Genomic DNA, 25217 nt, shown 5'->3' with positions numbered 1-25217 from the left:
CGTTAGGGACGACTCATGAACAGATCACGCTGCTTGCTGTTGGTTTTGCTGCTGCTGAGCGCTGGCGCCAACGCCAATATTCCACGACCGGTCACTGATGGACTTGTGTTGTGGCTGGACGGCAATGATCCGGCCTCGATGACACTGGATGGACAAAATCAGGTCGTGCGCTGGCTGGATAAATCCGGCAAGGGCAATGACGTGGTCGTCGACAATCGCGCGGCGACGACTTTGCCCACGCGCGTCGATAACGCCCTCAACGGCCACGGCGTGGTGCGCTTCAGCGGCACGGCTGCATTCATGGGCCAGGCGATCCGCACAAGCAAAGGGCCGGTGACGGTGTTCGTTGTCTCGCGGCGCCTGCCCGAGCAAGCCGGCGGCAAGGCCTGGCAGCGCCTGTTCAGCTCGCGGCCGCAACTGGCGGACAACGACAACGTCGCACCGAATTTCGGCATCAGTGTGCAGCAGACCACCGCCTACGAGCCGGCGCTGGCGTTGCTGGAAACCAGTGACGTGCCGATCGGCCCGTTCGCGGTGGCGCGCAACGTGGTTGGCACCTCGGAAATCCTCCGCGGCGACATTGCCGAAGTACTGGTTTATGACCGCCCATTCAGCAGCCAGGAAGAACGCCGCAATGTGTTCGAGTATCTGGCGCAAAAGTGGACGGTCGCCATTCCGCAACAGGTGGATGCGTGGACTCGCGTCGGTCCGCTAGGCCCGACCCCGACGCACGTTACGCCCGACCTGCCGTTATCGGACCAAGCCAATGCCGGCGGTTGGAAACGCGATACGCGGCTGTCCGACGAATTCAACGGCAGCGCGCTCGATGCCGAACGCTGGCACGTCAACAACGCCACCGGCACCGATTCCCTCGGGCGCAAACCGGCGCTGTTTTTGCCGGAGAACGCCAAGCTCGGCAACGGCAATCTGAACATCACTTTCCGCAAACAGACCCTCCCGGAGAAATACGTCGCCCTGGGCTACAAGGATTACAGCTCGGCGATGGTGCGAACCAACGAACGGGGGATGTACGGCTATTACGAAGCCCGGGCGAAACCGATGAATTCCGCCGGTTCCAGTGCGTTCTGGCTGGCGTGGACCGGGCTGACGGACAATGCCACGGAAATCGATATCTTCGAAATCGGCGGCAAGACCCGCAATGAAGCCTTCGATCGCCTGTACAACATGAACGCGCATGTCTGGGCCAGACCGCAGAATGATCAACACCTGAGTTCCGGCAGTACCTGGATCGCACCGTGGCGGCTGGCCAATACTTTTCATGTCTACGGCTTTGACTGGCAACCCGAGACTTTGCGCTGGTACGTCGACGGCGTGCTGGTGCGAGAGGCGAAAAACAACTACTGGCATTTCCCCATGCAAATCGTCTTCGACAGTGAAGCGATGTGGGACTGGTTCGGCGTGGTCGACGATGCTGATCTGCCGTCGGTGTTTCGCATCGACTACGTCAGGGTCTGGACGCGCTCAGCGCAATAGCAGCGCGTTCAACGGTTGTGCACCATCGCCTGCATCTGCCACAGCGTGCGGAACCGCCCTTGGCTTTCGCGCAGTTCTTCGGGAGTGCCGTCCTGGACGATCTCGCCGTCCTCGAGCACCAGCACCCGATCGAAATTGGCGATGGTCGAGAGGCGGTGGGCCACGGCGAGTACCGTGCGGCCGCGCATGAGATTGCTCAATGCACGCTGGATGATCGCTTCGGAATCGGAATCCAGTGCCGAGGTCGCCTCGTCGAGAATCAGGATCGGGGCGTCTTTCAAAAACGCCCGCGCAAGCCCCAGGCGCTGGCGTTGCCCGCCGGACAACGTCACTCCCCGTTCACCCACCAGGGTGTGATAACCCTGCGGCAACGCCTGGATGAATTCATCGCAAAACGCCTGGCGCGCCGCATCGATGATCTGCTGCTCGGTAGCGTGCGGTTGGCCGTAGCCGATGTTTTCCAGAATGCTGCGATTGAACAGCGCCGGTTCCTGCGGCACCACGGCGATCTGCCGGCGCAGGCTGTCCTGGCTGACCGAGCGGATGTCGCGGTCGTCGATCAGGATCACCCCGCTGCGCACGTCATCCAGACGTTGCAGCAAACCGAGCAAAGTCGACTTTCCCGAGCCCGAGGTGCCGGCAATGCCGACGCTTTGTCCAGCGGGAATATCCAGGAAAAAATGCTCGAAGACCTTGCGCCCGTCCGGGTAGGCGTAACTGACGTCGAGCATTTTGATGTGCCCGCGCGTCGGCGCCAGTTCTTCCAAGGCGTCGCTGAGCTCGTGGGGCTGGGCGACGATGCCCAGCGTCTCGCTGATGACACCCATCTGCTGGCTGGTTTCCACCAGGGCCAGCGCCAGTTCACGCGAACCGTGCAGGATGCGAAAGGTCAACGCGCTGACCATCACCACATCCCCCGCCGTCACCTGTCCCGCTCGCCAGAGCAGAATCGCCCAGCCGAGCATGCCGCCGGCCATAACGGTCAGGCAGATGTCGTGCAGTACCCGGGCCTTTTCCATGTACATCCAGCTGCTGCGGTGTGAATCGGCCTCGATGCCGATCTCGCGCTCCAGGCGCAGGCGCTCGCGTTGGCGTCCAGAGAAGGCCTTGATGGTCCAGACGTTGGAAACCAGATCGACAATCTCGCCACCGACCCGCGCCGACTGCGAAGCGAAAGCGATGTGCCGGCTGCGACCGCGCACGCCGAATATGGTAATCAGCGCGGCGACGACTATCACGCAACCGACCAATGCCAGCGCCATCGCACCGTGCACCGCCAACAGCAAGGCCACGGCACCGATGAAATCCACGCATGGCGGCACGATACGCCAGGTCAGTCCGCCGTAGACCTTGTCGGCAGCGGCACCGATCGCCGAGACGCGATTGGCCAGCGAACCGGAGAAATGCCGCCGGAAATAACGCATCGGGTGGCCGGTCAGATGATGGAACAGGTCGACGCGCAGATCCGCACAACTGCCGACGATGGTGTGGCAACCGACCCAACCGCCGAGGCGCCACAGCAGGTTTTCCATCACGATCAACGCCATGAACAGGCCGAACGCGTGCCAGACCTGTTCCGCCGCCGACCCGGCGGCCATGGCATCGACCAGCAGTTTCATGCCGTATTGAACCACCACCGCACAGCAAGCCGCGCCGATCACCAGTGCGACCATGGAGACGAAGTGCGCCGGGCGAATTCTTATGTAGCGCCATAGAAACGCGGCGGCTGACGCCGGCAACGGTTCATCGCGCCTGCGCTGAAAGTTCATCTCCCCTGCCCCTCAACACGCCGGCCATTGACCCGGCGCAGACTTGCGGCAATCCGCTCGGGCACTTGCGCCAGCTCGACGTGCAGGGGATGAAACGCCGCGCGCTCGCCCTCGCCATCGGGATAGCCAAACACACCGGTGGGACAATACCGGCCATTGTCCCACCCCGGATAATCGAAAAACGGGTACCAGCAAATGCCCTGCACCGGCACACCGCGTTCGAGGGCCAGCAGCGTCTGCTCGACGATGTATGCCAGCCACGGCAGGCGTTCATCATCTTCGGCACCGGTTTCGGCGATCAGCACTGGCCGCTGATAACGCTGGTGCAGTTCCTTGAGCATGCCCGACAACGGCCGGAAGTCGCGCTCGCCGCGAAGGATCCGTCGGCCGTGGAAATACCACTGGTTATGCGCATAGAAATTGGCGCCGACGATATCCAGGTAATGCTCCTGCCCACCCAGACCCGGCCATTCGCGGCCGGTGAGCAGATCCCACGCCTGAAATTGCGACAGCCGATAAGCCTCAGCGGCTTCGATATCGTCACTGCGCCGGGAACCGGCGATCACATGGATCAACGGATCGCACTGGACAAACCGCGCATTAGGCGCCTGTTCGCGTATCGCTTCGATCGCAGCAATGCTCGCCCGCACCAGTTGATGCTTGAGCTCCTGCGCGCGCCCGCGTGCGTTCGGATTGAAATACGCCACCTCGCCTCCCGCCCAACTCCAGAAGGAAATCTCGTTGATCGGCGAGTAGAACGGAACGCTCACGCCCTCGTCGGCCATCAGCTTCGCTGCAGCAGCGGCGAAGCGGGCGAAACGCTCGACAAATGCCGGGCGCCAGATATCCAGATCATCCGGGTAGCCGTAATGGCACAGATCCCAGACCACCTGCACTTGCTGCGCTTGTGCCGCTTTGAGCATCGGCAGAAAACTGCTCCAGTCATAGCGCCCGGGGCTGCGCTCGATCAGGTGCCAGCGCAAGCCGTCGCGGGCGCAACGGATGTTCAATCCGCTGAGTCGCAGGTAGTCCTTGTCGACCCAGCGCGCATGCCCGGTGTCGGCCAGCAGATCCAGGCGCCGACCGTCCTGGCGGCGCTGGCTGGAACATTCGAAACCGGCCATGACGAAGCTGCTGAAGATCGAAGACGCATCTGCGCCGGGCTCGTCGCCTTTCGGCTGCGCGGTCATGAAGCATCGATCTCGGTTTCAGCGGTGGTTTCTGCCTGCGCCGCCTGGATATCCCGATACAAAGCCAGCGCCTGGCCCACCACCTGATCCATGTTGTAGTACTTGTAGGTACCCAGTCGGCCGAGAAACGTCACGTTCGGCGTCTGCTCGGCGAGCGCTCGATAGCGTTTGTACAGCTCGGCATTTTCTGCGCGCGGCACCGGGTAATACGGGTCGCCATCGTCACAGGGAAACTCGTAGGTGATGCTGGTGCACGGGTGCGTTTGCCCGGTCAGGTGTTTGTATTCAGTGATGCGCGTATACGGCACATCCGGGTGCGGATAATTCACCACCGCCACTGGCTGATAGTGTTCCTGCTCGAGGGTCTGGTGTTCGAAGCGCAAGGACCGATACGGCAAACGGCCCAACTGGAAATCGAAGTATTCGTCGATCGGGCCGCAGTAGATCAGATGCGCGTACTGCACCTCGTCGCGCACAGCCTTGAAATCGGTGCCGAGCAGAAGATCGATGTTCGGGTGATCGAGCATGCGTTCGAACATTTGCGTGTAGCCGTCCGAGGGCATGATCTGGAAGGTGTCACCGAAATAGCGGTCGTCTTCGCTGGTCCGCGTCGGAATGCGCGAAGTCACCGATTTATCCAGTGCCGAGGGATCCAGCCCCCACTGCTTGCGCGTGTAGCCGCGAAAGAATTTTTCGTAGAGCTCACGGCCGATCTGATTGACCACGACGTCTTCGGACGTGCGAATGGTCGCCACCGGTTCGGCGCGTTCGGCGAGAAACACTTCGGCTTCTTCGGAGGACATCGACAGGCCATAGAGCGAATTCAGCGTGGTCAGATTGATCGGAATCGGCACGAGCTTGCCGTCGACCTGGGCGAGGACTCGATGCTCGTAAGGTCGCCATTCGGTGAAGCGCGACAGGTAGTCGACAATGCGCTGGGCATTGGTGTGAAAGATGTGCGGACCATAGCGGTGCACCAGTACCCCGGCCTCATCGTAATGGTCGTAGGCATTGCCGGCGATATGCGGGCGCCGGTCAATCAGCAACACTCGGCGGCCCAATCCTTCGGCCAGACGCTCGGCGATGACACTGCCGGCGAACCCGGCACCAACGATGAGGTAGTCATAGGCGTGGCCGGACTTGGCGCGCTCAAGGCTTATCGTAGGCATTCGATCTGCTCCTGCATGAAGCGGCTGGTGTTGTCCCACGACATGCCGGCGATCGCGGCATCGGCGCGCTGCAGAAATTCGATGGTGCCTTTGAGTGGCAAAGCTTTTTCGATCGCCTCGACGAAGGCCTTGGCAGTGTCGGCGATGAACACCGCGCCGCTCTCGCCGTAGCCGCTGATCACATCGTGAATCGGCGTCGACACCACTGGGCAACCGCCAGCGAGGTATTCGGGAGTCTTGGTCGGGCTGATGTAACGCGTGGAGGCGTTGAGGGCGAACGGCATCAGTGCCACGTCCCAGCCAGCGAGGTAGTCCGGCAGCTCGGCATATTGCTTGCCGCCCAGATAATGAAGGTTCGGCCGTTGCGGCAGCGTCTGCGGATCGATCTTCACCACCGGACCGATCAGCACGATCTGCCAGTCGGGACGCATCGCCGCCACGCGGTCAATCAATTCGATATCGAAGCGTTCATCGATCACGCCGAAAAAGCCCAGGCGTGGCCGCGCTATGGATGCTTGATCGGGCGGTTCCGGCAGTGCCTGCCGCGCCGCCGCGAAATGCGCGATGTCGACGCTGCTCGGTACCGGATAGGCATTACCGTGCTGGCGCTGCTTGACCTCCCACAGACTGAAGCCGCCGGTAAACACCACGTCAGCCCGGGCGAGCAGTTGCTGCTCCATGTCGATCAAGCGCGCCGGTGCGCCCATGAACGCCGACAGTTCATCCATGCAGTCATAGACGGTAACCCGAGCGTCGAGGTGCTCGGTAAACAGCAGGCTCATCGGCGTGAAATACCACAGCAAAAGATCGCCCTGAACGCGTCCGGCGAGGTGCTCATCGAGCAATTGCCTCTGCGCCTGCTCGATCGCCTCGCCACTCATGCCGATCGGCAATTGCGGCACCGCCACTTCTATTCCCGCCGCCGGATTCGAAAGCTCGAGTCTGAGCGTGGCGTCTTCGACAAATACCGGCTCTTCGAAAAACACCACGTCGTAGTGTTTGGCCAATCGCGACATGACGTGCTGCGGCCGTTGATAAACAAATCCCCAGCGCAGATGCGACAGGCACACCAACGTGGGTCGCACCTGAAAGGATGCTTCGACAGCATTTTGCGCGCTCGCCAATGCAAGCGCCTCGGGTTGTTCTGCCAGGTTCATAGCCAGATCCTCATCAAAAAAACAAGACGACTCAGTGCCGAGCCACCGGGCCGTCACACTTGTCGACACTGCAAGTGCAGGGCATTTCTCGATGAGGCCGTAAGGCTCTTGAAGGTTGGAATAGCCGCGTTCACGCGACGTTCAGCCCAACCTTGAACACAGCCGATGAACTGCACATACCGGCTGGCAAACAAGGTTGAACTTGCCGATCAATCCAGCCCCTACCGTCCAGAACAACCATGGTTTTTGCCGCCGCACAGGCGCATCGAAACCATCTACGAAGCCATCGCCGATGGCGTCACTTGTGAGGGCGGGCGCATGATCTTGATTACGGGTGGTGCGGGATACATTGGTGCGCATGTCGCACTGCAATGGCTGGGCAACGGCGAGGATGTGGTGATCCTCGACAACTTGTGCAACAGCCAGCGCGCGGCGATCGAGCGCATCAGTACGCTGGCCGGAAAACGACCGGAGTTCATTCAGGGTGATGTGCGCAATCGACGACTGCTCGACAATCTTCTGCACGATTACCCGATCGATGCCGTGGTGCATTGCGCCGGGTTGAAAGCGGTCGGAGAAAGCGTGCGTGAACCTCTGCGCTATTTCGACACCAATGTCGGCGGCAGCCTGACCTTGTGCCAGGCCATGGCCCAGGCCGGAGTTTTCCATCTGGTGTTCAGTTCATCGGCCACTGTTTATGGCGACTGCGCCACCCTGCCAATTAACGAAAACTGCGCCACTGGCCAGCCGACCAATCCTTACGGCATGTCGAAACTGATGTCGGAAAACATCATGAAGAGTGTCGCCAGTTCCGACCCGCGCTGGTCGATCGGCCTGCTGCGCTATTTCAATCCGATTGGTGCGCACCCTTCCGGCCTGCTCGGCGAGGCACCCACCAGCACGCCCAACAACCTGCTGCCCTATCTGCTGGAAGTTGCCAGTGGCCAGCGCGCGCAGCTGTCAGTGTTCGGCAACGATTACCCGACCCCGGACGGCACCGGCATTCGCGATTATCTGCACGTCGTCGACCTTGCACTCGGGCACGTCTGCGCGCTCGACGCCTTGCGCGATCGCCATGGTGTGAGCATCTGGAACCTCGGTACCGGGCGCGGCTATTCGGTGCTGGAGGTGATCAGCGCCTTCGAGCAAGTGACCGGTATCAAGATCCCTTTGCGGATTGAAGCAAGGCGCCCCGGCGACATCGCGCGATGCTGGGCGGACCCGCAAAAAGCCCTCGAAGAACTGGGCTGGCAGGCGAGCCGCTCACTGCACAGCATGCTCGCCGATGCCTGGCGCTGGCAGTGCAATCAACTCGGCCAGGTTGACGTTCGCCAGGCCAATTGAAAGCTGCGCACGGTCACTCGTTCTCGTGGCCGTGCGCATCGGCACAGGACAATCGTCCGGACTCGCCGCCGGCAATTCGTTCTGCCTGATCGATGCCACGTTTAAGCGCGTCCTCGACTTCCCATTCCACGCCGGGCAATTTCCTGATGCGCTCGTAGGCGCACTCGCCGGTTGCGGTGTAAACGCTGATGAACATTTCGACGTCGCCATCATCGGCTTCCCGTGCCCGCACCTCGATATGACAGCCGTTTTCAACCTCTTCGGTATGGCACTTTTCCGCCTTTTCCGTCGCCTTCCATTTGTTGTAGGTTTCGCCGCGTTTGAACATGTCGTACTCCTGAACTCAACTCGCTCACGTCAAAGATCTTTCCTTTGGCGGAATAATTCCAAGGATTGCCAAGAGGCATTTTCAGCATAGCGCGTTGATTCGCGCCCGCCGTTTCGCTAGTTCAACCGTTCGTCAGCTTGCGTAACATTCTGTAAAACCAACGTCGCAATGCTCATTCAAAAAGTTCGAGGCCCAGGCGAGCTCAAGTACAACTCGTTATTCAGCCCAGCGTGATTAGCCGGTACAGAAACAGGGTTTTCTGTCCATGGCCAACTGTTGCCCGAAGAAAACAAGGATCGATATAAAGAACAGGAGCATGTATGAAGCGAACAATCAGCTATTGCCTGGTCTATCTCGCTACCAGCGTTCTGCTCGCCGGTTGCAATCTGGTGGTGTTCAACCCCAAGGGCGATGTTGCCCGAGATGAACGCGACCTGATCATTCTCGCCACGGGCCTGATGCTGTTGGTGGTGATCCCGGTCATCGTCATGACCTTCCTGTTCGCCTATCGCTACCGCGCGACCAACAAGAAGGCCCGTTATTCGCCGCGTTGGGCCAGTTCGCACAAGATCGAGGCGGTGGTCTGGGGCGTGCCGTTCCTGATTATTTGCGTACTCGGCTGGGTGACCTGGGAAACCACCCATGCACTCGATCCCTATCGCCCGTTGGACTCCGACGTGCCGCACCTCAATGTGCAAGTGGTGGCAACGGACTGGAAATGGCTGTTCATCTACCCCGATCTGGGCATTGCCTCGGTCAATGAACTGGCGATACCGGTGAATACGCCGGTAAGTTTCACCGTCACTTCCGACGCGGCCATGACTTCATTCTTTATTCCGGCACTCGGTGGGCAGATATATGCCATGGCCGGCATGCAGACCAAGTTGCATTTGATCGCCAATGAAATCGGCCAGTATCGCGGGATTGCTGCGAACTATAACGGCCACGGTTTTTCCGACATGCACTTCAGCACCCTGGCACTCAGCGGCGCGGATTACGAAGCGTGGGTCAACAAAGTCAAAGCGGCGCCCGGGCAACTTGATCAAACCAGTTACGCCGAGTTGGCCAAGCCTTCAGTGGCGCACAAGATCGCTTATTACTCGGCTGTGCAGGAGCGACTGTTTCTCGACATCGTCGACAAGTACGAAGGAATGAACAAAGCACCGCGCAAGAAGGAAACCCAGGTGCAAAGCAACAGCGACGATGTGCGCGTCAATCAACAACCGAGTCTGCTGGCCGAGGAGCGTTAAATCATGTTCGGGAAACTTTCATGGGACGCGGTTCCATTGCACGAGCCGATTGTCATGTACACCCTGGCTATCGTCGGCCTGATGGGTTTTGCCCTGGTCGGTACCGTCACCTGGAAGCGCAAGTGGGGCTACCTGTGGCGCGAGTGGTTCACTTCGGTGGATCACAAGAAAATCGGCTGCATGTACATCATCGTCGCGTTGGTCATGCTGCTGCGCGGTTTCTCCGACGCGATCATGATGCGTACCCAACAGGCCATGGCATCCAGTGGCGGCCCGGGTTACCTGCCGCCGGAACACTACGACCAGATCTTCACCGCCCACGGCGTGATCATGATTTTCTTCATGGCGATGCCGTTCGTGGTCGGCCTGATGAACATCGTCGTGCCGTTGCAGATCGGTGCCCGCGACGTCGCCTACCCGTTCCTCAACGCGCTGAGTTTCTGGCTGTTCGTCGTGGGTGCGGCACTGGTGAACATCTCGCTGGGCGTTGGTGAGTTTGCCCGCACCGGCTGGGTCGCCTACCCGCCCCTGTCCGAACTTGGCTACAGCCCCGGGGTCGGGGTGGATTACTACATCTGGTCATTACAGATATCCGGCATAGGGACGCTGTTAACCGGGGTTAACTTCTTCGTGACCATTCTCAAGATGCGCACCGAAGGCATGACCCTGTTCAAGATGCCGGTGTTCACCTGGAACGCACTGTGCACCTCGATCCTGATTCTCGCTGCGTTCCCGATCCTTACCGCCACCCTGTTGATGCTGACCCTCGATCGTTATCTGGGCATGCACTTCTTCACCAACGAGGCCGGCGGCAACCCGATGATGTACGTCAACCTCATCTGGGCGTGGGGCCATCCGGAGGTGTACATCCTGATCCTGCCGGCGTTCGGGATCTTCTCGGAGATCGCCGCGACCTTCAGCAGCAAGCGCCTGTTCGGCTATGTCTCGCTGGTGTGGGCGACGATTGCGATCACGATTCTGTCGTTCATCGTCTGGCTGCACCACTTCTTCACCATGGGCGCGGGGGCCAACGTCAACGCGTTTTTCGGCATCATGACGATGATCATTGCAGTGCCGACCGGGGTGAAAATCTTCACCTGGCTGTTCACCATGTATCGCGGCCGCGTGCGCTTCGAAACGCCGATGCTATGGACGCTGGGCTTTATCGTCACGTTCAGTATCGGCGGCATGACCGGCGTGCTGCTGGCGGTGCCCGGGGCCGACTTCCTGCTGCACAACAGCCTGTTTCTGATCGCGCACTTCCATAACGTGATCATCGGCGGCGCGGTGTTCGGCTACATGGCCGGGCTGACTTACTGGTTCCCCAAGGCGTTCGGTTTCCGCCTCAACGACCGCCTCGGGCGCATTGCGTTCTGGTGCTGGCTGGTCGGTTTCTACTTCGCGTTCATGCCCTCGTACGTGCTCGGTTTCATGGGCATGACCCGGCGCCTGAACCATTTCGACAACCCGGCCTGGCAACCGTGGCTGCTGCTGGAACTGCTTGGCGTCGGCATCATTCTTTGTGGCGTGTCCGCGCAGGCCCTGCAGCTCTACGTGAGCATCCGCAACCGCGCGAAACTGCGCGACCTCACCGGCGACCCGTGGGACGGTCGCACGCTGGAATGGGCCACGGCCTCGCCGCCACCGTTCTATAACTTCGCCGAGCAACCGAAAGTCAACGATCTCGACGCCTATTGGGGCATGAAGGAGCGCGGCGTCAGCACCCTCAGTCACACCGACTACCGCGCCATTCACATGCCGCGCAACACCTCCGCCGGCCTGGTGATCAGTGTCTTCGCGCTGATCTGCAGCTTCGCCCTGGTGTGGCATATCTGGTGGCTGGCGATCTTCGGCCTGGTCGCTTCGGTGGTGGCAATGATCGTGCGCAGCTATGACGAAGACATCGACTATTTCGTCCCGGCGCAGGAAGTGGCGCGGATTGAAAAAGCGCGTCTCAAAGACTTGGCGGAGGCTTGAACATGTCCAATATCGTTCTGGATAAAGACATCGCGCACAGCCATGAACATGGCCATGAAGACGCGGGCTCGATGCGCATTTTCGGTTTCTGGATCTACCTGATGACCGACTGCATCCTGTTTGCGACGCTGTTCGCAGGCTATGCCGTACTGCGTGACAGCGTGGCTGGCGGGCCTTCGACTGTCGACATTTTCGAATTGCCCTACGTCCTTGCCGAAACCGCGTTGCTGCTGCTCAGCAGCATCACTTACGGTTACGCGATGCTGGCGATGAACCGCAATGACAAATCCCACGTGCTGCGCTGGCTCGGCGTCACCTTCGTGCTGGGTTGCGGCTTCATCGCCATGGAAATCAACGAATTCCATCATCTGATCGCAGAAGGCTACGGGCCGGATCGCAGCGGTTTCCTCACCGCGTTCTTCACCCTCGTCGGCACCCACGGCGCCCACGTGCTCAGTGGTCTGGTGTGGATGGCGGTGTTGATGCTGCAAGTAAGCAGCCGGGGCCTGACCAATACCAACACCACGCGCCTGAGTTGCCTGAGCCTGTTCTGGCACTTCCTCGACGTGGTGTGGATCTGCGTATTTACCGTGGTTTATCTGCTGGGAGTGGTGTGACATGTATAACCAGAGCCCGATTCATAGCAGTGCCGGCACCAGCCATGGCACCAGTCGTTCGTACATGGTCGGTTTCATCATTTCGGTAATTCTGACCGTCATTCCCTTTGGCCTGGTCATGTACCCGACGTTGCCACGCAGCGTCACCGCCTGGGTGGTGGTTGCACTTGGCGTGGTGCAAGTCTTCGCCCACCTCAAATATTTCCTGCATCTGGACACCGCCAAGGAGCAACGCTGGAACCTCAGAGCGCTGATCTTCTCGGTGGTGATCATTCTTCTGCTGGTTGGGCTTTCGCTATGGATCATGGACAGCATTCACCACAACATGCTGGCGCACTGAAGCAAGGGCGGCTGTCGCTGAATGTCGGGCTGGAACTGACCAAGCCAGGCATCATCGTCGGCAACCTGGCTTCGGTGTTCGGCGGCTATCTGCTTGCCGCCGGTGGCCGCCCGGTGTCCCTGGCGCATTTATTGGCCGCCCTGCTCGGCACCGCGCTGGTCATCGCTTGCGGTTGCGTGATCAACAACTGCGTCGACCGCGATATCGACCGGCGCATGGTGCGCACCTGTCATCGGGCGCTGGCCGTTCGCGCTGTGTCGTTGCCCAGTGCGTTTTGCTACGCGACGGTGCTGGGTGTGATCGGCTTCGGTTTGCTGTGGGTCGGCACCACAGCATTGGCGTGCGACATGGCGGCAGTCGGTCTGATCGTTTATGCGGGCGTTTATACCTGCCTGATGAAACGCCGTTCGCACTGGGGCACGCTGGTCGGCAGCCTGTCCGGGGCCATGCCGCCGGTGGTCGGTTATTGCGCCGTGACCGGCAGCTTCGATGCCACGGCGCTGATGCTCATCGTGGTGTTTTGCTGCTGGCAGATGCCCCACTCCCACGCGATAACCGTCATGCGCCACGAAGACTTTCGTGCCGCCGGATTGCCGACGTTGACGCTCAGACAGGCACGACGCGAGATCAACCTGTACATGGTCGCGTTCCTGATCAGCGCGGCGATATTGGGCTGGGTTGCGGCTATCAATGTTTCTTATCCGCTGGTGGTACTTGGCCTGGGCGGCTACTGGTTTTATCTGACGTTGCGACCGGTGCGAACCACCAATGCGAAAGTCTGGGCGCGGCGCATTTTCAGCGTATCGATCCTGCTGATCCTGGCGCTGAATCTTTCCCTCGCGTTGAACGCCGTACTGCCCTCGCCCTCTGCGCTCTACCACTCATCGGGCGTGGGGGAAAATCATCAAACGCAGGTGCGGGGCGGGTTATCAGAATCGGTAACGACTGCCTTTACAGACCACCTGGAGGAAACCCATGGCCAACGATCCTTCAACAACTGATTGCGCCTGCCCGGGCTGCACCTGCAAATGCAGCGGCGAGCAAACCTTCGAGCGTGACGGCAAGCAGTTTTGCAGTCAGGCCTGCGCGGATCTTCACCCGAAGGGCCAACCCTGCCCGTCCTCGACCTGCCATTGCGAGCAGAACCTTGGGGCCGATGAGCGCAATGTCAGTGACTCGAAACTGGATCAGGCAGTCGAGGAAACCTTTCCCGCCAGCGATCCGATTTCCCCGTGATCCGCCAAGGGTGCTCGCCTTCGAGGCACTTTTTTATATCAGCAGGAGACAACGAAATGGACGAGGAAACCATCCGCAAGATCGCCTACAGGCTTTGGGAGGAACAAGGTCGGCCGCACGGAAGTGATTTCGAGCACTGGTTGCAGGCGCGCGCAGAACTGGATGCGTTCGATTCCGATGGCTTGCCAGGTTCGGTCGCCAGCAGCGTAGCGCCGCCGGCACCACGGAAAAAGGCCAAGCCTGGGACCGTTGCTCCCGCGACCAGAACCCGCAAAAAAACCACGTCTGCTGCTAAATGACCGATCTTCAAAGGCGCGCGCTTGCGGGAGGAATGGGCTCGTGAAGCGCGGCATCAATCTGGTGCTGGCGGCCTTCGCGTTGACGGCGTTGTCCTACGGTCTGGCACGCTTCGCCTATGGTCTGCTGCTGCCGCAGATTCGTCAGGATCTGGCACTGAGCGTTTCCGCCGCTGGATGGATCGGCGGCAGTGCATTTGCGGCGTATTGCGTGGGCATCGTCGCGACATTTGTGTGCAGCGGCAAAGTCAGCCCACGCGGGTTGACGGTAATGGCCGGCGCGGCGGCGGCGCTCGGGATGGGTTTGATTGTGCTCGCGTCGTCGGGATTGACGTTGGGCTGCGGCGTGGCGCTGGCGGGATTGACGTTGGGCTGCGGCGTGGCGCTGGCGGGATTGAGCACGGGTCTGACTTCGCCGCCATTGGCCAGTGCGGTGGCAGCGCGTCTTGATGATGCGGATCGCCCGCGAGCCAATGGTTTTATCAATGCCGGCACAGCGGCGGGCATCGTTTTTTCCGGTTTGGCGGCGATATTGGCGGCCGGGCAATGGCGCCAGCTGTATGCCCTGTTTGCCTTGATCGGCATCGGCGTCACGATCTGGCTCTGGTTTGCGCTACCGCGCCGGGTCGAGCGTGACGTCGCGCAGAACTTCTCGCTGGCAATGCTGCGTCGACCCGGCGTACTGCCTTTGTGCGCCAGCGCTTTCCTGATGGGCCTGGCGAGCACGGCGATCTGGACATTCGGTGCCGACATTCTGCGCAGCGAGGCTGGATTCTCAGATCAGTCGATAGCATGGGCGTGGATCGTCCTGGGTGCGGCGGGAATCAGCGGATGCATGACGGGCGTGTTCACCGGCCGATTCGGTGTCGTGCGTATTCAGCATCTGGCACTGGCTGGGATCGCCCTCGGGACATTGGGCCTGTCGGCCGCCTCGATATCAGCCGGGTCTGGCCTCATCGCAATGTGCCTGTTTGGCGCGGCCTATATCGTTTCCTCGGGCGTTTATCTGCTGCAAGGCATCCGCCTGTTTCCGGATCGTCCGGACTTGGGATTGGGCATACCGTTTCTGCTTCTGGCACTCGGCCAAACCGCCGGCACGCCGATTTTCGGCGCAGTGCTGGAGGCAACGGGCGTGACCTTTGCCCTGTGTGTTTTCGCGGCGGCCGCTTGCGCCGCCATGGTGCTGTGCCCAAGAGATGGTGAAAGTCCGCGCGGACAGATGTGCCAATCCACCGAAGGCCTGGGTCGCTAATGATTTTTATCGTCAGGAGTACAAACCATGGCCGTAAACATCAGCAATCTCACCCTCTCCACTCCGGTTCCCGTCTCGGCGAACAATCCGGTCGCACTGGAGCTCAACGGAGCCCAGGCGATCGCGCAATTCCCCAGTATCGTCACGATCCTGCCGGACGGATCACTGCAACTGTCCGCCCCCACCAAAGGCGCCTCGAGCAAGAGCACTCACCGCACCCGCTGCGAATGGAAGGAAGCGACCTACTGGTCGCTGGCCAGCGCCGCTGACCACCTCAACTATCAGGAGATGAGCGTGACCAAGGTCAACTCAGCGCAGAAAGTGGTGATCTCGCAAATGCATGTGAAAAACGACGACAGCCCGGCCATCAAGGTGTTCTGGCAAAAAGGCAACATCACCATGGGCTTCCGCCAGAGCTTCAATCAGACCACTCCGGTCAACACCACGGTGCTCAAGGGCGTGCCGCTGGGGGCGAAGTTCAAGATCACCATTCGCGCCAACTCTGCCGGCGTAGCTCGAGTCACCGTTGACTACAACGGCGTTGTCGGTACATCAGGTGATTTGCAGCTCGACTCAACCTGGAATTCGCAGGTGTTCAATTTCCACGGCGGGGTCTACAACCAGATCGACTACACCGACGCCACGCCGCCAGAGGATGGCTCGATCTGCATCATCAGTGATTTGTTGATTTCGCATACTTAGGCGCTGAAACGAGCAAGGGCCTGCGTCAGCTTTCGCTGGCAGGCCCTTGTCAGAGCTGAGCTCGATGTTGGGTTTTCAGCCTCCTCTTCGACTTCGAAATTGCCTGCGTCCTAACGTCGCAGCCTTCGGCTATTGGCAAATCCTGCGCAAGCCGTAGAATCCCGCGCGCTCTTGCAAGCGCGCGTCTGGTCACAGACGCGCACTTGCAGGGCTGGCCATTTCGGCCGACGCCACCGCCCTGCCCGATCGGCAGACATTTGCACAACACCTGTTCCAGCCTGGCAACCGCATGCGCAGAGGCGCACGTTGCGCTGTACGATTTCTTGAGGTTTTTATGTCTCCGCGTTTGCTGGCCATGGCGCTGGCGCCCCTGCTCGGGCTGTTCATTATTGCTCTGGGCAATGGTTTTCTGTCTTCCCTGACCACCCTTCGCCTGGACGCCGCCGGCGCCTCGGCGACGATGATCGGAATTGTTTCGTCGGCTTATTTCATCGGCCTGACGCTGGGCGCGGTGTTCAACGACCGGCTGATTCTGCGCATCGGCCATATTCGTGCCTACGGCAGCTTCGCCTCGCTGATTGCCGTGACGATCCTGTTGCAAGGTCTGTTTTATGACACCTGGGGCTGGCTGGTCCTGCGCCTGATCAACGGCTGGGCGACGGTCGGTGTGTTTCTGGTGATCGAAAGCTGGCTGCTGCTGGCCGGTGACGAGAAGATTCGCGGGCGCTTGCTCGCGCTGTACATGATCGTGCTTTATGGCGCTGGCGTTCTGGGCCAGGCGACGCTCGGGACCATCACTGGCATGAGCGACAGCGCGCCGTTCATGGTCGCCGGCATGCTTGCTGCGTTGTCGGTGCTGCCGATCGTGATCCTGCCGCGCGTCTCGCCGCTGCTCGATCAGGTCGAGCCACTCAAGCCCCGGCAACTGCTGGGCGTGACGCCGACCGGGCTGGTCGGCTGTTTCGGCTCGGGGGTGACCATAGCGGCGATCTACACCTTGTTGCCGCTGTATCTGCAACGCAGAGGTCTGGACGTCGGTGAAGTCGGCAGCATGATGGCCTGGACGATTCTCGGCGCGATGCTGCTGCAGTATCCAGTCGGACGCTGGTCCGACCGCACCGATCGCTTGCAGGTGCTGACCCTGCTGACGGTGGCGTGCACGGCATTATCGCTGGTGATTGTGCTGCTGCCGCTGTCTTCGACAATGCTCGCGGCGATGCTGTTTCTGCTCGGTGGCGGCGTCTTCGCGCTGTACCCGGTCGCCGTCAGCCACGCGGCCGACCGCGCCCCGGCCGAAGCGCTGGTGCCGATGATTCAGGGTTTGCTGCTGATCAACTCGCTAGGCTCGGCCATCAGCCCGATGATGATCTCGCCGGTGATGAACTCGTTCGGCGCCAACGGCCTGTTCTGGGTCTTCGCAGTGGTCAATTTGAGCATGGTCAGCTTTTTCTTCTGGCGCCGTGGCAAACGCCCGGTGCCGGCCAACCCCGCACCGTTCACGGCGGCAGCCACCTATTCGCCGACGGGTGCGGAGTTGCGGGTCACCGAGGATTTGCGCGTCGCCGCTGAGGAGCATCCGGCGATGATGGATGCGATCAGCGGGGAACTGGTGACGCAGCCACGGTGACCGCTGATCAGCAACTGCCCGGCGGGATACCGTCCTTGTTAAAGTCCTTCAAGCGCTCGCGCTCTTCTTCGGTGGAATGTGCCGGGGTTGTTTGATCCGGTACTTCTTCCGGCACTTTGGTTTTTTCTTCAGTCATGGCTTTGCCCTCGTTGTCGATGCTATTTCGGCATCGGCGAGGGCTGGCAGTTCCGGATTTTCAGCTCCACCGCAGCCATGCGCTTGAGTTGCGGCGGACATTCCCTTCGACGAACGGCGCAAGATGCTTGCTTCAAGAGCGGGCACGCGCAATCAACATCCTCTGCAAGGTGTTGTCCTTCACCCAGTAATGGTGGAACAGCCCCGCCAGCGCGTGCAGGCCGATCAGCCAGTAGCCGGCACCGCCAATCCATTCGTGCCAGTACTTCAGTTGTTTGGCCAGGTCCGGGTCAATAGCCACCGGCGCCGGCACATGGAAACCGAAGTACGGAAACGGTTTATCGCCCGCCGCGAGCATCAGCCAGGCCAGGACAGGCGTGACAATCATCAATCCATACAGCGCCAGGTGTGTCAGGTGCGCGATTGCGGTCTGCCACGCCGGCGGCTTGGGGATAATCGGCGGACGCGGAGTCAGGCGGCCGATCAGTCGAATCCACACCAAGGCGAAGATGCTGGCGCCAAACAGGCCATGCAGGCCCATCAGCATGCTGCGCCCCTCACTGCCCTTGGGCAGATAGCCCTTGATTTCGACGCACGCATACACCCCGACGAACAACGCCAGCATCAGCCAGTGCAGGATGATTGAGAGTTTTCCATAACGGGTTACAGCGGTGTCGCGGATCATAGGAAACGCCTCGTGATTGTTGGGGAACGACGATCTTCTCGCTGGCCTACCGTGCTCGCCCAGCCTTAAGACAGTCTGAAGATTGGCGCTGCGGTTAACGGTTTTTCATCTTCAGACTTCGTTAAGAAATGGCTTGGATACTGCGCTCAAACCCATTGAGGGAGGCGCTCTGCCCATGCCCGAATTCGACTGGAACATCCCGCTGCCCTTGCGCTTCGGCGAGGCCGAATCGTTGCCGATGACGCTGAGAAACGCGTTGCCGGTGGACGAGTTGCGCGCGCCCTTCGAAGCCTTTATCCAGCAGCGTTTCCGCACCGCTCACGGTGCCGAAATCCGCCATTTCATGCCCGAGCTGTTCGGCATGCACAACAGCGACGGCCAGTTGTGCGCCGTGGCCGGGGTCCGTCGAGCGCATCAACAGGCACTGTTTCTCGAGCGCTATCTGGATGAACCGATCCAGTCGTTGATCAGTGCCGCCGGTCGTGCAGTGGATCGCAAGGTCATTGTCGAAGTCGGCAACCTCGCCGCCAGCGATACCGGCAGTGCGCGCCTGAGCATCATCGCCATCACCTATCTGCTGGCCATGGGCGGCCTGGAATGGGTGACCTTCACCGGCAACATCGGGCTGGTCAACAGCTTCCATCGCCTGGGTTTGAAGCCCGTGACATTGTGCGCCGCTGATCCACAGCGACTGGGTGACGAGCGTCAACACTGGGGCAGTTATTACGAAAGCAAACCCTGGGTGCACGTCGGCAACATTCGCGCGGGATTTGTTCACCTGCGCAATATTGGCCTGTTCACTCGCCTGGGTTTGCCGACTTCTGTTGAAGGAGCCTGCCATGTCGCTTGAATTGCAACGCTTCCAGGAAACCCTGCGCGACCATGCCCGGCGCAATGACAACGCCTCAGCCCTGTGGGGCGACACGCTGAGAATAGATTACGCCACGCTGTATGCCGAGGTGTTGTATCGCCAGGAGCGGCTGCGCGATGAGCAGGTGCGGGTGATCGCGCTGGCGCTGGACAACGGCGTCGACGCGATGCTTTGGGATCTGGCTGTGTTGTTCGAAGGCTTGACCTGCGTAACGCTGCCGCCGTTTTTCAGTGCCGCGCAGCGCGCCCATTGTCTGGAACAGAGCCAGGCCGAACGGGTGATCGCCGAGCCGCAACTGCAAGCCGAGCTGCTGGCAGCGGGATATCAACAACGGGGTGAGTTCTGGTGTCGCTCGTTCAATGGCCCCAGTCGCATGCCGCCGGGCACCGCGAAACTCACGTTTACCTCCGGGACCACCGGCACGCCGAAAGGTGTGTGCCTGAGCGCCGACAGCTTCCTGCGCGTTGCCCGGGAGCTTGATCAGGCAAGCGCAGCCACTGGACCGGAGCACCATCTGGCGCTGTTGCCTTTGGCGATCCTGCTGGAGAACCTGGGCTGTTATGCCGCGCTGTACGCCGGTGCGGTGTTGAGCCTGCCAAGCCAGACAACCCTCGGCATTCAAGGCGCCAGCGGCATCGACGTTGCGCGCCTGCTCGGTTATCTGGCCAAGCGTGCGCCGGAGAGCCTGATACTCGTACCACAGCTTCTGCAAGTTCTGGTCAGCGCCGCTGAACAGAAGGCTTTCGATCCGCAAACCTTGCTCTTCGCCGCGGTCGGTGGCGCGCGGGTGTCAGCGGATCTGCTGCACCGCGCGCAACGGGTCGGGTTAGCGGTTTACGAGGGATACGGCTTGTCCGAATGCGCCTCGGTCGTATGCCTCAATCGCCCCGGCGCACGCCGTCCGGGCAGCGTCGGGCGCCCTCTGCCTCATATTCAGGTGCGGTTGGCCGAGGACGGGGAAGTGCTGATCAAGGGTTCGGTGTTGCTCGGTTATCTGGGGGAGCCGGCGTATACCGATCAATGGTGGCCGAGTGGCGATCTGGGCGAGTTCGATCCGGAAGGTTTTCTTTATCTCAAGGGCCGCAAAAAACACCAATTCGTCACCAGCTACGGGCGAAACGTCAACCCGGAATGGGTCGAGTCGGAACTGACCCAGCGCCGCCACATCGCTCAAGCGTTCGTCTATGGCGAGGCGATGCCGCACAACCACGCCCTGCTTTGGCCGCATCGTCCGAACTGCACCGATGCCGAGCTGGCCGCTGCCGTCGCGGAAGCGAACGAGGCGTTGCCCGATTACGCCCAGGTGCATCAGTGGACGCGCCTGGCGCACCCCTTCACTGCGGCCAACGGCCTGCTCACCGCCAATGGCCGGCCGCGCCGCGACGCCATCATCGCGCAGTACCGCACGCAACTGACCGAATCCGCCACTTCCGAGGAATCCGCATAATGAGTTTTTTCGACACCCTGCAAGAAGCCACGCAACGGGAACGCCACGAGCTGTTCAACCTGCCGATCATCGTCGATGCGTTGCAAGGCAAGGTCAGCCTCGACAGCTATCGGGCGTTTCTTGCCCAGGCTTACTACCACGTGCGCCACACCGTGCCGCTGATGATGGCTTGCGGTGCACGCCTGCCGACACGCCTGGAATGGCTGCGCAAAGCGGTGTGCGAGTACATTGAAGATGAATACGGCCACGAGCAGTGGGTGCTCAACGACATTGCCGCCTGTGGTGGTGATCGCGACGCCGTGCGCGATGGTCAGCCGTCGTTATCGATCGAGCTGATGGTCAGTTTTCTCTACGATCTGATCGCCCGGGGCAATCCGGTGGGTCTGTTCGGCATGGTAAACGTGCTCGAAGGCACCAGCATTGCCCTGGCCACCCACGCGGCGGGGAGCATTCGCGATCGCCTGGCGCTGCCGGAAACGGCATTCAGCTATCTGAACTCCCACGGTTCGCTCGACATCGAGCACATGCAGACCTATCGGCGGTTGATGAATCAGCTGCAAGACCCTGACGATCAAGCGGCGGTCATTCATGCCTCGAAAGTCGTCTATCGCCTTTACGCCGACATGTTCCGTGGTCTGCCGCGGGACGCTGAGGTTCAACATGCAGCTGCATGAAGCCCGCGTGGTGCTGACAGGTGCCAGTGGCGGCATCGGCCTGGCCATCGCCAGTGCCTTGTGCGCCGCCGGTGCCAGGGTATTGGCCGTGGCGCGGCATCAGGAGGCGCTGCTGCCGCTGCTTGAGCGATATCCGCAGAACCTGTGCTGGGTAGCCGCCGACCTGACCTTCCTCAGCGATCGGCGCAAAGTGTTGGCCGCCGCCGACGCCATTGGCGGCATCAACCTGCTGATCAACGCTGCCGGGGTCAATCACTTCGCCATGCTCGAACAGCTCGATGACGGTGACATCAACGCGATGCTGGCGGTGAACATCAGCGCGCCAATCTGCCTGACCAAAATGCTGTTGCCGCAGCTCAAGCAGGCTGACAGCGCGATGGTGGTCAACGTCGGCTCGACCTATGGCTCGATCGGTTACCCCGGTTACGCCAGTTATTGCGCGAGCAAATTTGCCCTGCGCGGATTCTCCGAGGCATTGCGCCGCGAGCTGGCCGACACGCGGGTCAGCGTGTTGTATGTCGCGCCCCGGGCCACCCGCACCTCGATGAACAGCGCCGCTGCGCAAGCCTTGAACGATGCCCTCAAGGCCAGCGTTGACGATCCGCAGACCGTAGCGTCGGCAGTGATGCATGCGATTGCCGGCGATCGTCGTGACCTGTACCTAGGCTGGCCGGAGCGGTTTTTCATCCGTTTGAACAGCTTACTGCCGCATCTGGTGGATCGCGGCTTGCGCAAGCAATTGCCACTGATCCGCCGTCTCAGTGAAAAACCTGATAACGAGGCTCCAACGCCATGAAAAAACTCTCCACATGCCTGCTGTTTGCCGCCCTCAGTCAAAGTGTCTGGGCGCTTGAGCCGGCTGATCAGCAACGTCTCACCGGCATCCAGCAGAACTGGGCGCACATTCAATACGAGGTCGCGGAAAAGCAGCGCGCCGCGGCGTTCGAGCAATTGGCCAGCGAAGCCAACGCGTTCACCACGCAACGTCCGAATGTGGCCGAAGCGTGGATCTGGAAAGGCATCGTCACCAGCAGTTGGGCCGGTGCCGAGGGCGGGCTCGGTGCCCTGGGCAAAGCCAAGGACGCCAAGGCGGACCTGGAAAAATCCCTGACGCTTGACCCCAAGGCCCTGCAAGGCTCGGCATACACCAGCCTCGCTGCACTGTACGACCGCGTACCGGGCTGGCCGATCGGCTTCGGCGACAGCGACAAGGCCGAGCAATTGCTCAAACAAGCCCTGCAGCTCAACCCCGATGGCATCGACAGTCTGTACTTCTGGGGCGACCATCTCTACCGTCAGAAGCGCTACGCTGAAGCCAAGGCAGCGCTGATCAAGGCCAGACAAGCCGCACCTCGTGCGGGCCGCGAAAGTGCCGATGCCGGGCGTCGTAAAGAGATCGACACCTTGCTGGTGGACGTGAACAAGAAACTCGACTGAAAGGAGTGCGCGTGCGTTTATTACTGATCGAGGACGACGTAGCGCTGGGTGAAGGCATTTACCAGGCGCTGGGTCGCGAGGGATACACGGTCGACTGGCTCAAGGACGGCAGCAGCGCCTTGCATGCACTGCTCAGCGAAACATTTGACGTCGCCGTGCTGGACCTCGGCCTGCCACGCATGGATGGCCTCGAAGTGTTGCGTCGTCTGCGTGACAGCGGTTCGAACCTGCCGGTGTTGATTCTCACCGCGCGCGATGCCACCGAAGACCGCATTGCCGGACTCGACGCCGGTGCTGACGATTACCTGGTCAAGCCCTTCGACCTCGCCGAACTCAAAGCCCGTCTGCGCGCCTTGTTGCGCCGCAGTGCCGGGCGCGCCCAGGCGCTGATCGAACACGCCGGCATCAGCCTCAACCCCGGCACCCAGCAGGTCAGTTATCAAGGCCAACCGGTCGCGCTCACCCCCAAGGAATATCAGCTGCTGCACGAACTGCTGTCGCCGCCGGGCCGGGTGATGACTCGCGATCAATTGATCCAGTTGCTTTACGGCTGGAATGAAGAAGCGGAAAGCAACACCCTCGAAGTGCACATTCATCACCTGCGCAAGAAGTTCTCCACCGACCTGATCCGCACCATCCGCGGCGTGGGTTATCTGGTGGAGGAGCGTCGATGACATCGATCCGCCGGCGCACGCTGACCCTGATCATCGGCCTGTTACTGGCCGGTCTGGCGGTACTCAGCCTCTTCAACGTGCATGACAGCAACCACGAAATCGCCGAGGTCTACGACGCGCAACTGGCGCAGAACGCACGCCTGCTGCAGGGCGTGATGCGTATGCCGATGGCGAGTACCGAGCACGCGCAGTTGTATCAGGCCTTCAATCAGGCTCTCGGGGAAGCCAAGCCACGGGTTGACGGACATCCTTACGAAAGCAAAATCGCCTTCCAGGTGTGGAACCCGCAAGGCGAGGTGCTGGTACACACCGCCAGTGCGCCCTCCTTCACTGCGCCGCCGACGAGAACGGGCTTCAGCGACGTGGTCGATCTGAAAGGTCGGCAATGGCGAGCGTTCATGCTGGAAGACAAGCAGAACGGCCTGCGCATCTGGGTCGGCGAGCGCGACGATGTGCGCACCGACCTGGTCGACCGCATCGTGCGCCACACGCTGTGGCCGAACATGCTCGGCAGCCTGATCCTCGCCGCGATGATCTGGCTGGCCATAGGCTGGGGGCTCAAGCCCCTGGCAGACATGGCGGCGACTCTGCGCGCCCGTCACAGTGGTTCACTTGAGCCGCTGCAACTGACGCCCCTGCCCAGTGAGCTGGAGCCCATGCAGGCAGCGCTCAATCGCATGCTCGCGCAGATTCAGGAGGTGCTCGGCCGGGAGCGTCGCTTTATCGCCGATGCCGCGCACGAAATGCGCACGCCGCTGGCGGTGCTGCGGGTGCATGCGCAAAATCTGCAGGAGGCCGGTACCGAAGAAGAACGTCGTGAGTCGCTGGAATTTCTGATCTCCGGAGTCGACCGCACCAGCCGACTGGTCAACCAGCTGCTGACCATGGCGCGCCTTGAACCCAAACCCGACCCGCCGCCACTGCAACGCATTGATCTCAGCGAAACCGTACGCAACAGCCTGGTGCAATTGACACCGTGGTTGCTGAGCAAACACCTTGAGTTGATCTTCGAGGTCAGCGACCAACCGTTTCATGTCCTCGCCGACCCCGCCGCCATCGATATCGCGCTGAATAACCTGATCACCAACGCGGCGAATTTCTCCCCCGAACACGGTGCGATCACCGTGCACCTGAGCGAGTCCGATGGCTTCTGTCATTTGACGGTCGACGATCAAGGGCCGGGAATCGATGAATCGGACAGAGAGCGATTGTTCGAGCGTTTCTACAGCCGTGGCACGGCGCATGGCGCCGGGTTGGGGTTGACCATTGTCAACACCATCGCGATGCGACTGAACGGACGAATTGAACTGACAAACCGCGCAGAGGGCGGTTTGAGGGCGACGTTATCGATTCCGGCAGGGGAATAATCATCCGATTGATTCATTGCCCTCGAGCGACGAGCCGATCATTGGCGCGCAGGTGCGCGATTCTCTCGAGTACGGGCTTCACGTTGCTTTGCGCGAGTTCCTCCTGATATTGATTTTTATCAAAGACACACCTGACCTCCTGACCGAGATTGATCCTCGTATTCAGCATTACCGCGTCC

The 25217-nt window shown here is 60.7% G+C and carries 26 protein-coding genes; 19 read left to right on the top strand and 7 right to left on the bottom strand.

Annotated features, from left to right (window positions below):
* The first annotated feature begins 15 nt into the window (after nucleotides 1–15).
* Complete coding sequence (locus J5M66_RS09565; protein WP_207807845.1) at nucleotides 16–1494, top strand: family 16 glycosylhydrolase; 1479 nt, start codon at nucleotides 16–18, stop codon at nucleotides 1492–1494.
* 8 nt (nucleotides 1495–1502) lie between these two features.
* Here J5M66_RS09565 and J5M66_RS09560 read toward each other — a convergent pair whose 3' ends face one another.
* Genes J5M66_RS09560 through J5M66_RS09545 form a run of 4 tightly spaced genes read right to left on the bottom strand, consistent with a single transcriptional unit; the run spans nucleotide 1503 to nucleotide 6779 of the window.
* Nucleotides 1503–3263: an ABC transporter ATP-binding protein gene (locus J5M66_RS09560; RefSeq protein WP_207807846.1), complete on the bottom strand. Its 1761-nt coding sequence runs from the start codon at nucleotides 3261–3263 to the stop codon at nucleotides 1503–1505.
* Entirely contained in the window at nucleotides 3260–4453 is a 1194-nt protein-coding gene (locus J5M66_RS09555) for a beta-glucosidase (protein ID WP_207807847.1), read from the bottom strand. The genes J5M66_RS09560 and J5M66_RS09555 overlap by 4 nt, the downstream gene beginning before the upstream one ends.
* On the bottom strand, nucleotides 4450–5622 hold the full coding sequence (gene glf / locus J5M66_RS09550; protein ID WP_207807848.1) for a UDP-galactopyranose mutase: 1173 nt from the start codon (nucleotides 5620–5622) through the stop codon (nucleotides 4450–4452). Before glf ends, J5M66_RS09555 begins: the two co-directional genes overlap by 4 nt.
* Complete coding sequence (locus tag J5M66_RS09545; RefSeq protein WP_207807849.1) at nucleotides 5610–6779, bottom strand: glycosyltransferase family 1 protein; 1170 nt, start codon at nucleotides 6777–6779, stop codon at nucleotides 5610–5612. Before J5M66_RS09545 ends, glf begins: the two co-directional genes overlap by 13 nt.
* A gap of 318 nt (nucleotides 6780–7097) precedes the next feature.
* Between J5M66_RS09545 and galE the strand changes: the two genes are divergently transcribed.
* On the top strand, nucleotides 7098–8123 hold the full coding sequence (galE, locus tag J5M66_RS09540; RefSeq protein WP_125916475.1) for a UDP-glucose 4-epimerase GalE: 1026 nt from the start codon (nucleotides 7098–7100) through the stop codon (nucleotides 8121–8123).
* 13 nt (nucleotides 8124–8136) lie between these two features.
* On the opposite strand, the gene J5M66_RS09535 is transcribed toward galE, so the two are convergent.
* Nucleotides 8137–8451, bottom strand: a complete 315-nt coding sequence (locus J5M66_RS09535) for a hypothetical protein (protein WP_016774554.1) — start codon at nucleotides 8449–8451, stop codon at nucleotides 8137–8139.
* Nucleotides 8452–8771: 320 nt separating this feature from the next.
* Between J5M66_RS09535 and cyoA the strand changes: the two genes are divergently transcribed.
* From cyoA to J5M66_RS09485, 10 genes are all read left to right on the top strand, one after another.
* Nucleotides 8772–9701 (top strand): ubiquinol oxidase subunit II, encoded by a 930-nt coding sequence (gene cyoA, locus J5M66_RS09530; RefSeq protein WP_206420365.1) that lies wholly within the window; start codon nucleotides 8772–8774, stop codon nucleotides 9699–9701.
* Nucleotides 9702–9704: 3 nt separating this feature from the next.
* A complete protein-coding gene (gene cyoB, locus J5M66_RS09525; protein WP_207807850.1) occupies nucleotides 9705–11678 on the top strand; it encodes a cytochrome o ubiquinol oxidase subunit I in 1974 nt (657 codons plus the stop codon).
* A gap of 2 nt (nucleotides 11679–11680) precedes the next feature.
* Nucleotides 11681–12295, top strand: coding sequence for a cytochrome o ubiquinol oxidase subunit III (locus tag J5M66_RS09520; protein ID WP_024012803.1), 615 nt, complete (start codon nucleotides 11681–11683; stop codon nucleotides 12293–12295).
* A 1-nt stretch (nucleotide 12296) separates the two neighbouring features.
* Entirely contained in the window at nucleotides 12297–12635 is a 339-nt protein-coding gene (gene cyoD, locus J5M66_RS09515) for a cytochrome o ubiquinol oxidase subunit IV (RefSeq protein ID WP_016774550.1), read from the top strand.
* The gene (gene cyoE / locus J5M66_RS09510; RefSeq protein WP_207807851.1) at nucleotides 12593–13636 is read left to right on the top strand and encodes a heme o synthase; all 1044 of its coding nucleotides are present in this window, start codon (nucleotides 12593–12595) and stop codon (nucleotides 13634–13636) included. The genes cyoD and cyoE overlap by 43 nt, the downstream gene beginning before the upstream one ends.
* Complete coding sequence (locus J5M66_RS09505) at nucleotides 13611–13871, top strand: metallothionein (protein ID WP_125916139.1); 261 nt, start codon at nucleotides 13611–13613, stop codon at nucleotides 13869–13871. Before cyoE ends, J5M66_RS09505 begins: the two co-directional genes overlap by 26 nt.
* Before the next feature lie 56 nt (nucleotides 13872–13927).
* Nucleotides 13928–14170, top strand: coding sequence for a DUF2934 domain-containing protein (locus J5M66_RS09500; RefSeq protein ID WP_136493453.1), 243 nt, complete (start codon nucleotides 13928–13930; stop codon nucleotides 14168–14170).
* Nucleotides 14171–14210: 40 nt separating this feature from the next.
* Nucleotides 14211–15419: an MFS transporter gene (locus J5M66_RS09495; RefSeq protein ID WP_207807852.1), complete on the top strand. Its 1209-nt coding sequence runs from the start codon at nucleotides 14211–14213 to the stop codon at nucleotides 15417–15419.
* Nucleotides 15420–15446: 27 nt separating this feature from the next.
* Nucleotides 15447–16121 (top strand): polysaccharide lyase family 7 protein, encoded by a 675-nt coding sequence (locus tag J5M66_RS09490; RefSeq protein WP_123442600.1) that lies wholly within the window; start codon nucleotides 15447–15449, stop codon nucleotides 16119–16121.
* Nucleotides 16122–16410: 289 nt separating this feature from the next.
* Nucleotides 16411–17748 carry an MFS transporter gene (locus tag J5M66_RS09485; RefSeq protein ID WP_323167399.1) on the top strand — a complete coding sequence of 446 codons (1338 nt, stop codon included), beginning with the start codon at nucleotides 16411–16413 and terminating at the stop codon, nucleotides 17746–17748.
* A gap of 7 nt (nucleotides 17749–17755) precedes the next feature.
* On the opposite strand, the gene J5M66_RS27165 is transcribed toward J5M66_RS09485, so the two are convergent.
* Both J5M66_RS27165 and J5M66_RS09480 read right to left on the bottom strand, forming a co-directional pair.
* Nucleotides 17756–17884: a hypothetical protein gene (locus tag J5M66_RS27165; protein WP_016774545.1), complete on the bottom strand. Its 129-nt coding sequence runs from the start codon at nucleotides 17882–17884 to the stop codon at nucleotides 17756–17758.
* A 132-nt stretch (nucleotides 17885–18016) separates the two neighbouring features.
* On the bottom strand, nucleotides 18017–18568 hold the full coding sequence (locus tag J5M66_RS09480) for a cytochrome b (RefSeq protein WP_016774544.1): 552 nt from the start codon (nucleotides 18566–18568) through the stop codon (nucleotides 18017–18019).
* A gap of 175 nt (nucleotides 18569–18743) precedes the next feature.
* On the opposite strand from J5M66_RS09480, the gene J5M66_RS09475 reads away from it, so the two are divergent.
* From J5M66_RS09475 to J5M66_RS09445, 7 genes are read left to right on the top strand one after another with little or no spacing between them, the layout of a single operon-like run.
* A complete protein-coding gene (locus J5M66_RS09475; protein WP_207807853.1) occupies nucleotides 18744–19418 on the top strand; it encodes a thermostable hemolysin in 675 nt (224 codons plus the stop codon).
* Nucleotides 19408–20886 carry an AMP-binding protein gene (locus tag J5M66_RS09470; protein WP_207807854.1) on the top strand — a complete coding sequence of 493 codons (1479 nt, stop codon included), beginning with the start codon at nucleotides 19408–19410 and terminating at the stop codon, nucleotides 20884–20886. The genes J5M66_RS09475 and J5M66_RS09470 overlap by 11 nt, the downstream gene beginning before the upstream one ends.
* Nucleotides 20886–21560 (top strand): iron-containing redox enzyme family protein, encoded by a 675-nt coding sequence (locus J5M66_RS09465; RefSeq protein WP_130900931.1) that lies wholly within the window; start codon nucleotides 20886–20888, stop codon nucleotides 21558–21560. The genes J5M66_RS09470 and J5M66_RS09465 overlap by 1 nt, the downstream gene beginning before the upstream one ends.
* Nucleotides 21547–22356 carry an SDR family oxidoreductase gene (locus J5M66_RS09460; protein WP_110599427.1) on the top strand — a complete coding sequence of 270 codons (810 nt, stop codon included), beginning with the start codon at nucleotides 21547–21549 and terminating at the stop codon, nucleotides 22354–22356. The genes J5M66_RS09465 and J5M66_RS09460 overlap by 14 nt, the downstream gene beginning before the upstream one ends.
* Complete coding sequence (locus J5M66_RS09455) at nucleotides 22353–22997, top strand: tetratricopeptide repeat protein (RefSeq protein WP_016774539.1); 645 nt, start codon at nucleotides 22353–22355, stop codon at nucleotides 22995–22997. Before J5M66_RS09460 ends, J5M66_RS09455 begins: the two co-directional genes overlap by 4 nt.
* A gap of 11 nt (nucleotides 22998–23008) precedes the next feature.
* Nucleotides 23009–23671 (top strand): response regulator, encoded by a 663-nt coding sequence (locus J5M66_RS09450; protein WP_016774538.1) that lies wholly within the window; start codon nucleotides 23009–23011, stop codon nucleotides 23669–23671.
* The gene (locus tag J5M66_RS09445) at nucleotides 23668–25038 is read left to right on the top strand and encodes an ATP-binding protein (protein WP_151550605.1); all 1371 of its coding nucleotides are present in this window, start codon (nucleotides 23668–23670) and stop codon (nucleotides 25036–25038) included. The genes J5M66_RS09450 and J5M66_RS09445 overlap by 4 nt, the downstream gene beginning before the upstream one ends.
* The last annotated feature ends 179 nt before the right edge of the window (nucleotides 25039–25217 follow it).

This window comes from Pseudomonas sp. 67(2021) (assembly GCF_017491835.1).
Taxonomy (GTDB): domain Bacteria; phylum Pseudomonadota; class Gammaproteobacteria; order Pseudomonadales; family Pseudomonadaceae; genus Aquipseudomonas; species Aquipseudomonas atacamensis.
Note: the sequence above shows the minus strand (reverse complement) of the source record. Positions and strands in the feature narration are given on the sequence as shown.